The sequence below is a fragment of the Legionella wadsworthii DSM 21896 = ATCC 33877 genome, from assembly GCF_000701265.1.
GTDB classification, from domain to species: Bacteria; Pseudomonadota; Gammaproteobacteria; order Legionellales; family Legionellaceae; genus Legionella; species Legionella wadsworthii.
The window spans coordinates 580,255-592,959 of record NZ_KL370759.1; the positions used below are offsets into that span (position 1 = coordinate 580,255).

Consider the following 12,705-nt stretch of genomic DNA (forward strand, 5'->3'; position numbering starts at 1 on the left):
CTTGCATCAAAACTCATTCCTTACCTACGTGAAAATTACCTTGATGCCGCGAGTAAATCGCGGCACGTAGACGAAGGGGGAATGAAACCAGCATTAAAACTTATCCTTGCATCAAAACTCATACCTTGCCTACGTGAAAATTATCTTGATGCCGCGAGCAAGTCGCGGCACGTAGCCGAAGGGGAGTGAAACCAGCATTAAAACTTATCTTTGTCATCAAAACTCATTCTTTGCCTAAGTGAAATTACCTTGATGCCGCGAGTAAATCGCGGCACGTAGATGAAGGGGAGTGAAACCAGCATTAAAACTTATTCCTTGCATCAAAACCCATACCTTGCCTACGTGCCGCGACTGGTTCGCGGCATCTATTAGCGCTAGGTAAAGGCGGTTATCTTCGATAGCACTTCTATCGAATTATGTCAAAGTAACTAAAGAAGTATTCACCTATGAACATTGCCTGGATGCGCGAATTAGTCGCGGCACGTAGGTGAAAAGGATTGGGATTTTGGTAATGCATTAATACAATCTTCAAAGAAGATTTGAAAATTAAAAAAAGTAAAAATTACTCTTTAAGATCTTTTTGCTCTTTTTTAAACCCACCTTTACAAACAGGAGATTGAGAAACCACTTCACCCCTGTCTTCCCATTCCTTGGGAGTAAATAAGTGCATAGTTAAAGCATGTAATCCCAGTTCAAACTCTTCTTTGAGCATTTGGTTTAACAGTCTATGCCGTGATATGCGGGACAAGTCAGTGAATCTCGTTGAAACAACAGTCAGTTTAAAATGAGTTTGTGCGCCCTCAGGTACATGGTGGTTGGCCGATTCGTCTTCAACTTTTAAATAAACCGGGGTTAACTCTTGACTCACCAACTCTTCAATACGATCTCGACGCGACATATATCAACTCTTTTTAGATAAAAATTATATAATGAATAAAAAAGCCGCTTTTGAAAAGCGACTTTTTTCGAGATAAGATTAGATTCTGCAGTTTGCCGGGACATATCTATCATCTGCAGCATTACTCACGGCACAAGTCCAGGTTATGGGTGCAGTGGGTGGGGTTCCTGCTACAAGTGGGGCTCCGTTAGATTGTGGGGTTAACGTTAAAACCACATTATTTGCTAAATTACTGTAAGTCACTGTGATTATTCCTGTATTCTGATCTACATTAACACTGTTTACATTCGGAGTGCCTGGCGGTGGAGTCCAACCCAAGTCTAACCGAGCTGCCCCAGAACTTGCATTTTCAGAAATTGTTGTTTGTGCTGAGGAAGCGAGACTTAAGCCTTCAGTAACGCGAGCTCTGACAACATAATCTTGATACGCTGGGATAGCTATAGCTGCAAGAATACCAACTATTGCAACAACTATCATTAATTCAATTAAAGTAAACCCTTTTTCTTTCATTATCTGCTCCTAAAAATTGGTACAACATCTATGCTAAATAAATGGCATTTATAATAAGTACAACAAAAATAGGCCAAAACAATGATACAACCTGCCATGGCAAGAAAAGGAAGTCCTCTTTACTCTCTTTCCTTAATGATATTGTAGCAGATGAACTCCAAGGTTGCTTAATAACTTGTATTAAAAAGACAGCTTTAGAATTCTTATCTAAATACAATGTCTTGGGCTATGGTTTAAATTAAGTCCATGTTGTTCATCTAAATGAAACTGTAACATAGATGAACTTAATTGCAGCACAGAAATGGATGCTCTATTCCTCACCCAATCGCTGCAATTGGTTCAAGCCAAGTTATTTTACCTACGCACTTCTTGGCCTTAGGACTTTTGGAACTAATTGGTTTTTTAAACGGACATAATCAGGTAATCCATTGACATAGTCTGGATAAGCCTCGCCTTGGATAAGAGGGGATAAGTATTTTCTGCAAGTATCTGTAATGCCCATCCCATCTGCAGTAATGTATTCTGCAGGCATCGATTTTTCTTGATTGGCTACTTTTTCTAAGTCAACATGTCCTATAGACCATTGATAAGGTTCATCATGTTCGCGAATGATGATGGGCATAATGGCATTATGACCTTTCATAGCATATTCTACTGCAGCCTTACCGAGCGCATAGGCTTGATCCAGATCAACTTTGGAAGCGATGTGCCGAGCCGCGCGTTGTAAATAATCAGCAACTGCCCAGTGATATTTTAAATTTAACTCAGATTTGACGAGCTGTGCGATGACGGGGGCAACACCACCTAATTGAGCATGGCCAAATGCATCCCTTATTCCTGCATCACTTAAGAATTTACCCTCTGTAGTACGTATGCCTTCTGAAACGACAACAACACAATACCCATAAGATCTCACACATTCATGCACTTTATCTAAAAATTTTTTTTGATTAAAAGGAACTTCGGGAAACAAAATAATATGAGGGGGCTCATCCGGTTTTTGGCTTGCCAACCCACTTGATGCTGCAATCCATCCTGCATGGCGACCCATCACTTCAAGTATAAAAACTTTAGTTGAAGATGCGGCCATAGAGGCGACATCAAAGCCTGCTTCTTTGGTAGAAATAGCAACATACTTCGCTACAGAACCAAAACCTGGACAAGTATCTGTATAAGGTAAATCATTATCCACTGTTTTGGGAATACCGATACATGTAATTGGATAACCCATTTTAGTACCAATTTGGGATACCTTATGAGCTGTATCTTGTGAGTCTCCACCTCCATTATAGAAGAAATAACCAATATCATGTGCTTTAAATACCTCTATAAGCCGTTCATATTCATCCCCATCATTTTTTAATTTATAACGGCATGAGCCAAATGCTCCTGAAGGTGTTTCTATTAACTTGGCAATATCTGCATCGCTCTCCAGTGATGTATCGATTAGTTCTTCATCTAAAGCACCTATAATGCCATTTTTTGCGGCATACACTTTGCCGATATGTTGAGGATATAGTCGAGCTGTTTGAATGACAGCACAAGCTGAAGCATTAATTACAGCGGTTACACCACCAGATTGGGCGTATATTGCATTTTTAATAGACATTCTTTCTCCTGTATTAAAGATTACTGCGTGTGTTTCAGTCAAACCTTACAAAAGATAAAAAGTATTTAAATTCTTACCTTGAGATTTTCGTACTCACTAATTACGGCATCGATACTTTGAATTAATTCTGCAAAAGGAGTCGCTAATTCTTCAATCGATGCAGCATGTGTCGCTAATTTTTCTACGTGGACCACTTTTTTCTGTAAGGTGGGAACCCCAGAAAAACAACAGGCTCCGTGAAGTTTGTGTGCCGCTTCCCCCAGTTTTTTAATATTTTTATTATGCATTAACTGGATGAATTCCTCACGATTTTTATGTAACTCTTCGACAAGACGGGAAAGAAATTCTTCTGCAAGTTACTTGATTTCCAGAAACTTTCTGTACGCATAATTGCCAATCTATTGCCGCGTGTTTCGCTTTATCCGCAATACGAATAATTTGCGAGAGTAATTGTTTTTCATCTATGGGCTTTTGCAAACAAAAGTCTACGCCGCATTTTTTTAGTTCTATGCTATTCACATCACTACCGTTCGCGCTTATTAAAACAATAGGCGTATGGCGGTTCAGTTGGGATTTTTTACGAATAAGACGTGCTGCTTCCAATCCATTTATTTTTGGCATTTGTAAATCGAGTAAAATTAAATCATATTTTTTTTCATTGCATGCAGATACTGCCATTTCTCCATCATCAACTGAAGTCATATTAGCATGAGTTCCCAGTAGAGAGTCCAAAAGCATTTTATTGACAGGATTGTCTTCAGCAATCAGTAAATCGGGTCGCATAAAACGTAATTGGTCCCTTAGACTATCTAACTCATGATTTACCGGTTTTTCTACATTTTCTTGGCTGGTGAGTAACTCAATGACGTCTTGCAGTTTTTGAATACTAATGGGTTTATATAAAAAGCCTTGCGCTCCAAGTGCGGTGTAGTCATTAATAAGCCATTTAGAAATCAAAACATAAGGAAAATAATTATATTCGGAGATGATTTTTGCAATCTGTTGCTCATAACCTTTATTGATATTGAGAAAAGCAATATTACAGTCTTTATTTTTCTTCAGTGCTTTGGTCAGTTGATTAAAGGAACTCACTGCCACACATTGGATGCCCCAATAACCTAATCCATTGCAAAGCGCTTCTAAATGAAGTGTATTGTCATCGAAGCACAACATTTTAAAATGTGCGAAGGGATGTATTTGATTTTTCTCAATTTCATATGCAAGCAGTTTTTCTACTTTAACATAAGCAGTAAAACTTGATCCTTTATTGAGTTCACTAGTAAAAGTAATACGTCCATGCATCTCTTCACATAGTTTTTTGCATATGACTAAACCTAGTCCAGAGCCGCCATAGCGACGAGTGATGCTGGTATCTGCCTGATTAAAGGCGGTGAATAATTTGCCTTGATCTTCTGGAGAAATCCCAAGGCCAGTATCAGTAACGGAAATACATAATGTATAATCCTTGTCTGTTTCCTGTTCTACCTTAGTTCGGACCAGCACGTAGCCATGATCCGTAAATTTGACGGCATTTGTAACTAAATTAGTAATAAATTGTTTAATTCTAAAGGGATCACCCAAAACTATTTTGGGGACATTAATATCGGTAATTGGGATTAAATCAATTCCCTTTTTATGAGCGTTTGGTGCCGCAAGAGTAAGAACTTCATCGATACAATGACGTATATTTAATGGAATGCAATCCAAGTGAAGTTTTCCTGCATCGATTTTGGAAAAATCCAAAATGTCATTAATAATGCCTAATAAATCTTGTGCAGAAGCTTTAATTGTTTTGACATAATCCAATTGGAGCGGATCAAGTTTGCTTTCTAATAATACATTAGTAAAACCAATGACTCCGTTCATTGGCGTTCGAATTTCATGGCTCATATTGGCAATGAATTCGGATTTTTGCCTGCTTTTTTCTTCAATTTTTTTCTTCTCGAGTGATAGCTCAATATTTTTTTCTTCTAATAATTCAAGACTTTGCTGTAAGTCTTCAGTAGCTACCTCTATATGCTGGTTTAGATCATGAATGGTTTCCAAATATTTTTTTTGTAAGTGGGCGCAACCTTGCTCAATGATGCCCAGCTCTCCTGGACTTGTTGTTTTAATTTCTGTTTCGAACTCGTTGCGCAAAATTTGCTTCATGCTTCGTCGTAAACGTGAGATAGGCAAATAAATACGTTTGGAGAGGAAATAGTGAATTGTTAAACCCATGAGTAAACCAAATAAAGTAATAAAAATGGTTACAATGAGCATTTGGTATCTTTTGATGATCATGGAACGTGTATCAATGTCAATGGATAGCCATCCCAGGATATCATCAGCTCGAGTGGTCATCGGACTTAATAAACTTTTAAAGGGAGAGTTGGAATAAAGATTGAATTTAGGGATGGTCACGGGTGCAATGAAATTGATTGTAAAAGGATTTATCTGCTTGCTTTCAATATAATCCCCCGTAAATTTAGGAGGGCTAAAGGGCTTGTTTAGAGAGTGTTTTCCTCCGCGATATGCGAGTAACTGTCCATCACTGTTGTAAAATGCCAAGGCTATGACTTCTGGATTTATAGTAGACGCATTGATTAATCCTTGCAAAGTGCGATCATCGCCGCGAAGCATTGCATATTGGGCTGCTGGTAGTAACTGTCGAATGTATGCCTCTCCTAACCGGGACATATGCTGTTTTAAGTCATTACCAAAGAGTCCATTATAAAAAATGGCGAGAAGCAGGGCGACTAAAAAGGCTGGAATCAGGGTGGTAATTCTTAGTTGATACTTAATACCAATGCTTTTCAAAATAACTCACCAAATAGTTCGTATAATACTTTTATTTTAGCCTGAGTAACGAATCGTGTAACCTGGTATGATTTATACAATTTACATTTTTTAAAACGCTACATTAAGGCAAATTACTTCATCGATGTGATGCTCGATTCTCCATGTACTGTCAGTACACTCCTGTTCTGCGCTCTGTTGATACTCTTAAAAAGGTTCAGTTCAGTGAGTTATAAAGAAGTCGAAATTCTCAAGAGAGTTGCTTCACCCAAGATGCAAAGTCAGTTATTATAGCCCGATTATTTTATTCCTTACAATGTGGAAGATATTATGACAGTTAGAACCCGATTTGCCCCCAGCCCTACTGGATTTTTACATGTGGGTGGCGTGAGAACTGCTTTATTTTCATGGCTTTATGCAAAACATCATCATGGTCAATTTATTTTGCGTATTGAAGACACAGATCAAGAGCGTTCCACTAAGGAATCGGTTCAGGCTATTTTAGATGGTATGTCCTGGCTGGGGATGGATTACGACGAAGGTCCATTTTATCAAACAGAGCGCTACGATCGGTACAAGCAAGTTGCTCAGCAATTTATGGAAGAAGGTAAAGCATATCGATGTGAATGCAGTAAAGAACGTTTAGAAGAATTAAGGACAGCACAGTTAGCTGCAAAAGAGAAGCCCCGGTATGATGGCCACTGTCGTGATAAAGATTTGCCTCAATCCGATAAACCTTTTGTTATTCGTTTTAAAAATCCCCAAAACGGAACGGTCTCTTTCCATGATGAAGTTTATGGTGAAATCCATGTAGAAAATAGTGAATTGGATGATTTGATTTTGGTTCGATCCGATGGACATCCTACCTATAATTTTGCTGTAGTTATCGATGATATAGACATGAAAATCACTCATGTGATTCGCGGCGATGATCACATCAATAATACACCGAGACAAATTAATCTTTTTCAAGCACTAAGTGCGCCCATTCCCATTTTTGCTCATTTACCCATGATTTTAGGTGAGGATGGTAAGCGTTTGTCTAAAAGGCACGGTGCTGTGAGTGTATTACAATTTAAAGAAATGGGAATATTACCTCATGCGCTATTGAATTATTTAGTACGGTTGGGTTGGTCTTGTGGTGATCAGGAAATTTTCAGCATGGATGAAATGATTGCGCTTTTTGATCTCAAAAATGTGAGTCGAGGAGTTTCCAGTTTTAATTATGAGAAGTTATATTGGCTTAATCAACATTATCAAAAAAATGATCCAGAAGAGGATGTTGCCCAAGCGCTACATTGGCACTTCGAACAGAAAAATATAGATGTATCTCAGGGACCTAAGCTAACCGATTTGGTTTCCATTCAAGCAGAACGCTGTAAAACTTTAGCAGAAATATGTGAGATGAGTTTATATTTTTATACAGATTCTATCGAATATGATGAAGATGCTGTAAAAAAACATTTACGCCCTGTGATTTTAGAACCATTAACTGCACTTTACGAACGATTACAATCGGTTGCCACTTGGGAAAAAGACCATTTACAAGAGTGCATCAATGATATCAGTGCTCAATTTGATATAAATATGGGTAAAATAGCCCAGCCGTTGCGCGTTGCTGTAACAGGATCAAGTATGTCACCATCAATTGATATGACTTTGACCTTATTGGGTAAGGATAGAGTGATAAAACGTCTCAAAAATGCTTTAGAAAAGATCCAAATCAGAGCTCAAGCTACTGGTTAATTTTAGCACTGCGGGCCACAAGGCCCTGCAGATTAAGCTCATCGAGAGCAGGGTTAATATCAAAATGATTAAACAAGGATGATAGTATGAAACTTAGATCACATCTCCTGGGATTTGCTTTTATTCTCTTTTATACCTCACCAGTACTTTATGCCAATGCCAATGATTCATTCCTCACATCACAATTACAAAAAGAAATAGAAGACTACTATAAAAAATACAGCAAAAAGGAAAAATTTACTGCCATTTCGGCATCGGTTTTAATACCTCAGAATCAAACAAATTTCAAAAAAGAAATAAAAACAGTCGTATATGGTACTCTAGGTTTCCCTCCTTTATCACAACCTGTAACCACAAAAAATTTGTATGATATTGGTAGTATCACAAAGTCTTTTACCGCATTAATTCTGCTGCAATTACAAATCGAAAATAAAATATCTTTAGATGACCACTTAGGGAAATGGCTACCGCAGTATCCAAATTGGAAAGATGTATCTTTAAGACAATTATTGAATATGACGAGCGGTATTCCGAATTACTCTGCTGATGATGAGTTTTCAAAGGAGATGGAGGCGCATTTGGACAGGATTTGGACTGATGAAGAATTACTTAAATACGCCCATCCTGAAAAAACACTTAAAAAGGAAAATGGCAATTCTTTTGAATATTCCAATTCAAATTATATTTTAGCTGCTTTAGTTATAGAGAAAGTGACTCAAGATACTTTTGCCAATCAATTAAAATTGCGAATCATGAATTCACAAAATGGATTAGACAATTCATTTTATCCTGCGGGACCTGATGGCCAAACGGTTGGAAAGTCAATTGAGCAGCGAAGAGTCCATGGATATTTTTATAATGAAGAGGATAATCGTTTAATAGATACCCTTTCTAATGACTTATCTTGGGCTGGTGCTGCAGGGGCCATAGTTGCTACGACCGAGGATGTCGTTCGTTGGGTTCAATTGCTTTATCATGGAGCTTTAATAAAACCCCTTTTTAGGGAACAAATTCTAGCTGAACTTGAATCGGTAGTTTCGATGAAAACGGGCAAGTCGATTCCTACGGTTACAAAAGAAGATCCCCATGGTTTTGGTTTGGGTGTAGGTTATCTTTATGATGAAGATCTCCAGCAACGCTTTTGGGTTTATAAAGGAAGTACGTTAGGATTTCGTGTCATGTATTTTTGGCAACCGTGCAATAATGTGGTTACTGTAGTTGCATTAAATAGTAAAGGAGGCGAGGGTAATCCTGATTCCAAATTGGGAGATGAAATCATGAAAGTAAACCAAAATTTATACAAAGTCATTTTGAAAAATTATCCTGAATTACAATGTATGTCCTGAAGTTTATAGGATGGGATCAACTTGTACTGCAATTAAATAATCATCAGGTTGTTTATTTAATATCATCGTGATAATATTTTCCACTTTGGATTAAATAGGTACATCATGGCAAGTGAAAAGAGACCATCCAATCTATCTGAAGAAGAGTACCAGCCTCCTGTCTCATTAGTAGTCAATAAAAAAACGGATCATTTTTTCATTTCGATTGTCAAGAAGGAAGGACATTCATTCATTATGCTGGGGGTATATGATAATACCAGAATTCGTCACGTACTTTGCCGAGTGGGTAAAAAACTAGATTGTGGACCTAAAAAAGATGCCGGATATTGTCATGATATAAGCATGCTCGGTAAAGCACTTTTTTCAGCAGCGGATGCCTTCATACAAGATGAAGGCGTTTCTCGTGAGAAAGCCGGTCACTTTCCAATTACATACCAAGCCTACGATATAACCTATGATCAATATTTAGAATTTGTAAGCGTTTTAGAATCCTTGAAAAATCATGACAGCTACAAATGTTATAAACCGGAGCTATCCTATGATGATGAGGAAGCCCAGAAAAGCCACATTCCTTCGTCCTCAGATGAAGAAATGGATCCTGATACAGTGCAATTAAAACTCAGTGAAGAAAAAAAATTGAATGCAGTTGATGTCAGTCAATTGAATCATCTCAATAAGTTAAATTTAGGAAATACATGCAGGCATTCAGCAATAAAGCTCGTCGAAGATGTGCTTCATGCCCCTGTTCCTTCTTCGGTTTCTTCCTTTTTTTTAATGAACCTCCCTTGTGAAACTCTATTAGAATATGGTTGTCCCAGCAAGAAACGGAATTTCTATGTGCTTCCTCCTCCGCCAGCCTGTTTTCATGAGTCAGATGCTGCCAAAGAAAAAGTATTGATGAAGCTTTATTCTCGAATGGAGGATATGCTTCTTCTTGAGCCTGAATCCCCTTCCACTCAAAAAAAATTTTTAAAATTAAAAGAATTATATTTAAAAATTGAAGGGCCAGATAAAAATTTAACATTAGATCAATTGTTATTGAGTATCCACGACTGGAAAAATACTAATGAATCGACTTTAAAAGTCCTCAGAAAAGAATACATTTGGGATTCTCTTTCTTTCATTAAAAGGGAATCTTCAACCATGAAATTATTCGCTGAAATAGAAGATTATTTAGATAAGGAAAGTACAAAAAGGCGCCAAAGCACGATAATGTGATCTCAGTAGTGTTCAATTGCCTACAAAAAGAATATGATATCTAATTGTTTTTTCCACATATAAGATAACCTTAACAAATTAAACCAAAGGAGTGGTTATGAAACTATATTATGCCAGATCAGCATGTTCCTTGGCGGTGCGAATTGTTTTAAATGAATTAGGGCTTCATTTTGAAGAAGAAGAAGTTGATCTGAAAGACAAAAAAACTCATTCCGATGAAAATTATTTATCCATAAATCCTAAAGGATCCGTACCTGCACTCCATCTCGATAATGGAGATTTACTCACCGAAAATCAGGTTATTTTACAGTATCTTGCAGATATTACTCCAAGCCAAAAACTATTAGCACCCGTTGGGAATTTACGAAGATACCATACTTTGGAATGGCTAAATTTTATTGCTACTGAATTGCATAAAACAGTAGGTATATTTTTCCATGCCAATTTAAATGAAGAAACAAAAAAATTGTTTACATCTATGGTTCATACAAAGCTTAAGTTTATTAATGAGCACTTATCACAAGGACCTTATTTAATGGGTAGCGAGTTGACACTACCTGATGCTTATCTTTTTGTCATTCTCAGATGGACCCATCATTTTAAAATGGATCTTTCTTCTTATAAAAATATAGAATCATTTATGAACGAAATGGCAGAACGTCCCGCTGTAATGGCCTCTTTGCAACAAGAAAATTTGTAATACTTTTTATTTATATTTCTATTATTTAGAACGTTAGTATTTTGCTTTGTTATTGAGCGTTAATACAGCGTTCTTTTATGTCCACTAAAGATTATCATTCTGTTCTTTTTAATAGAAGGAGCATTAGATATGCCTATAAAGCCTGCTTTTCAGGGAGGTTTAGAACTTAATTTTTCATCACAACGTGAATTCGAAACGATTGATGGGGTACCTTCAGACAAGCAGGCTCCTATTATAGCCCGGAATGCGGTACGGTTTTTAATGATGGGATGGACGGAGCAGTGGACAGAGTTTCTAACCCCCGCTGTGGTTCATGCTATTTTTGTGGCACGTGATTGGTCATTATTAAAAGAATTACGTGGTGCTTTTCAACAAGGTTTCATAGAACTATTCGAACAGTTAAAAGAAAAAGAATTAACAAGCCATCAAAAAGAACAAGCAAATCTTTACTTGAGCAATTGTTTAACACTTCTTCCATATGGAGATTTAACTCCTTATGAATCATTTAAAATACCACAATGCATTGAGGGACATTGGGAACTTATTGAGTATCAAGTAAAACCAATCGAATTAACCAATAGGTCAGGGTGGCGCCGCTTCTTCATACAAGATAAAGATCGTGTTTTTGCATATGGCCTTGAGCCAATTAATAATGAGAAAGCAGAATCTCACTTAATATTTATGGGCACAACTTATCCAGCCGGGCAAGGGTTCATACCTCAAATTAACGCTGACGCGAAAGGACTCGAAACCGTAGGAGAAACACTTTATCGGACGGGCCGAAAAAAAATACACAGTTGGTTAAGGCAACAGAAAAACAAAATTCACGTATGTGGTGTAAGTCTAGGTGGATCACTAAGTTTATTACTGGCAATTGATAAAGGAAATTATACGCTTTCACGTGTCGATGCATTAAATCCTGCCGGACTGCAGAATGAAGGATTCAAAAATCTGTTCGATCATTGGGACGAGTTGCAGCATAAACCAGAAGTGATGGTGCAAAAACAGGGTAGTGATCCTGTATCTGCCTTTGGAGTATGGAAAAATGACTGGTATATTATCCACGTGGCTCCACCAAAAAATAAACAAGGACCTAATGGTTTTTTAGATCATTTTTTAAACTATGCTGGTTTTGCTGATACAACTTTTACCTATCTTGAAGCAGCACAGGATAATGCCAAGAGGGAAGCGCGTAATTTCTGGATCTATACAATAGGTAGGAGCTTGGTTTATGGATTCTGCTTGGCTCCTTACACTTATGTTTTTAGACCCGTTTATTATTTTTTACTTAATAATTGGAAAATTGCTGTTCCATTCTTGGGAATTTTAATGAGTGCATCACTTATCGTATTAGGCATGATACCCGCACTCACTTTTTTAAGTGTTGCCGGCGGCATATTTCTAGGCATGTTGTTATTATCCAATAACAAATCCTCGAAACTTTCACCTGCTCAAGCTGAATATATGAGAAGGGAGGATCTTGCGCAAATGTATGATCCTTCACTTCCCCGTAATCAAATGATGGATATTTATAATGAAGAGGAACAAATGAATCTGAATATCACTTTTGAACAAATTCATACCTATTATTATGTCATGCGTTGTTTGGTCAAAGAAAAAAATTTTATTCCTGTAGAAGAAATAAATTCCAAACATGTTCGTGGAATTTCAAAAAAATTACTGCTGGAAGAATGCTCAAAAAAGGCGAATGCGGATCTGAATGTGACTTTTAAAGTTACTCGCGCAAAAGCAGCTCATATACGACATACATTAACTTTGGTTCAACAATTAGGTGTCGAGAATGAATCGCTTAAGTCATGCCTGGAAAAAGACTATGGCGAATATTGGATTGGTAAACATCAATCTCATTAATGAGTTGAAAGGGGGATCAATTATAAAT

9 protein-coding genes and 1 pseudogene are annotated in these 12,705 nt (G+C 37.3%); 6 read left to right on the forward strand and 4 right to left on the reverse strand.

Features of this window, described 5'->3' with window-relative positions:
* A partial coding sequence (locus BU07_RS17515) for a hypothetical protein (RefSeq protein WP_031565231.1) occupies nt 1–189 on the forward strand: 189 nt, incomplete at its 5' end.
* A 373-nt stretch (nt 190–562) separates the two neighbouring features.
* Here BU07_RS17515 and BU07_RS0108680 read toward each other — a convergent pair.
* From BU07_RS0108680 to letS, 4 genes and pseudogenes are all read right to left on the reverse strand, one after another.
* A complete protein-coding gene (locus tag BU07_RS0108680; protein WP_031565233.1) occupies nt 563–898 on the reverse strand; it encodes a BolA family protein in 336 nt (111 codons plus the stop codon).
* 78 nt (nt 899–976) lie between these two features.
* Nucleotides 977–1,408, reverse strand: a complete 432-nt coding sequence (locus tag BU07_RS0108685) for a pilin (RefSeq protein WP_031565235.1) — start codon at nt 1,406–1,408, stop codon at nt 977–979.
* A gap of 358 nt (nt 1,409–1,766) precedes the next feature.
* Nucleotides 1,767–3,017, reverse strand: coding sequence for a 6-phosphofructokinase (locus BU07_RS0108690; RefSeq protein ID WP_031565237.1), 1,251 nt, complete (start codon nt 3,015–3,017; stop codon nt 1,767–1,769).
* Between the two features lie 65 nt (nt 3,018–3,082).
* A pseudogene (letS, locus tag BU07_RS16760) lies at nt 3,083–5,819 on the reverse strand (two-component system sensor histidine kinase LetS).
* Between the two features lie 306 nt (nt 5,820–6,125).
* Here letS and gltX point away from each other — a divergent pair.
* From gltX to BU07_RS0108720, 5 genes are all read left to right on the forward strand, one after another.
* Nucleotides 6,126–7,541: a glutamate--tRNA ligase gene (gene gltX, locus BU07_RS0108700; RefSeq protein WP_031565239.1), complete on the forward strand. Its 1,416-nt coding sequence runs from the start codon at nt 6,126–6,128 to the stop codon at nt 7,539–7,541.
* Between the two features lie 86 nt (nt 7,542–7,627).
* Nucleotides 7,628–8,887 carry a serine hydrolase domain-containing protein gene (locus BU07_RS0108705; protein WP_031565241.1) on the forward strand — a complete coding sequence of 420 codons (1,260 nt, stop codon included), beginning with the start codon at nt 7,628–7,630 and terminating at the stop codon, nt 8,885–8,887.
* A gap of 105 nt (nt 8,888–8,992) precedes the next feature.
* Nucleotides 8,993–10,105, forward strand: a complete 1,113-nt coding sequence (locus BU07_RS0108710; RefSeq protein WP_051635522.1) for a hypothetical protein — start codon at nt 8,993–8,995, stop codon at nt 10,103–10,105.
* Nucleotides 10,106–10,202: 97 nt separating this feature from the next.
* Nucleotides 10,203–10,805, forward strand: a complete 603-nt coding sequence (gene gstA, locus BU07_RS0108715; RefSeq protein ID WP_031565245.1) for a glutathione transferase GstA — start codon at nt 10,203–10,205, stop codon at nt 10,803–10,805.
* Between the two features lie 129 nt (nt 10,806–10,934).
* Entirely contained in the window at nt 10,935–12,677 is a 1,743-nt protein-coding gene (locus BU07_RS0108720) for a hypothetical protein (protein WP_031565247.1), read from the forward strand.
* Nucleotides 12,678–12,705 lie beyond the last annotated feature (28 nt).

What these genes read in the sequence shown, in the direction of transcription:
- BU07_RS0108680 (WP_031565233.1), bottom strand. Translation starts at nt 898, where the DNA reads ATGTCGCGTCGAGATCGTATTGAAGAGTTGGTGAGTCAAGAGTTAACC.
- BU07_RS0108685 (WP_031565235.1), bottom strand. Translation starts at nt 1,408, where the DNA reads ATGAAAGAAAAAGGGTTTACTTTAATTGAATTAATGATAGTTGTTGCA.
- BU07_RS0108690 (WP_031565237.1), bottom strand. Translation starts at nt 3,017, where the DNA reads ATGTCTATTAAAAATGCAATATACGCCCAATCTGGTGGTGTAACCGCT.
- gltX (WP_031565239.1), top strand. Translation starts at nt 6,126, where the DNA reads ATGACAGTTAGAACCCGATTTGCCCCCAGCCCTACTGGATTTTTACAT.
- BU07_RS0108705 (WP_031565241.1), top strand. Translation starts at nt 7,628, where the DNA reads ATGAAACTTAGATCACATCTCCTGGGATTTGCTTTTATTCTCTTTTAT.
- BU07_RS0108710 (WP_051635522.1), top strand. Translation starts at nt 8,993, where the DNA reads ATGGCAAGTGAAAAGAGACCATCCAATCTATCTGAAGAAGAGTACCAG.
- gstA (WP_031565245.1), top strand. Translation starts at nt 10,203, where the DNA reads ATGAAACTATATTATGCCAGATCAGCATGTTCCTTGGCGGTGCGAATT.
- BU07_RS0108720 (WP_031565247.1), top strand. Translation starts at nt 10,935, where the DNA reads ATGCCTATAAAGCCTGCTTTTCAGGGAGGTTTAGAACTTAATTTTTCA.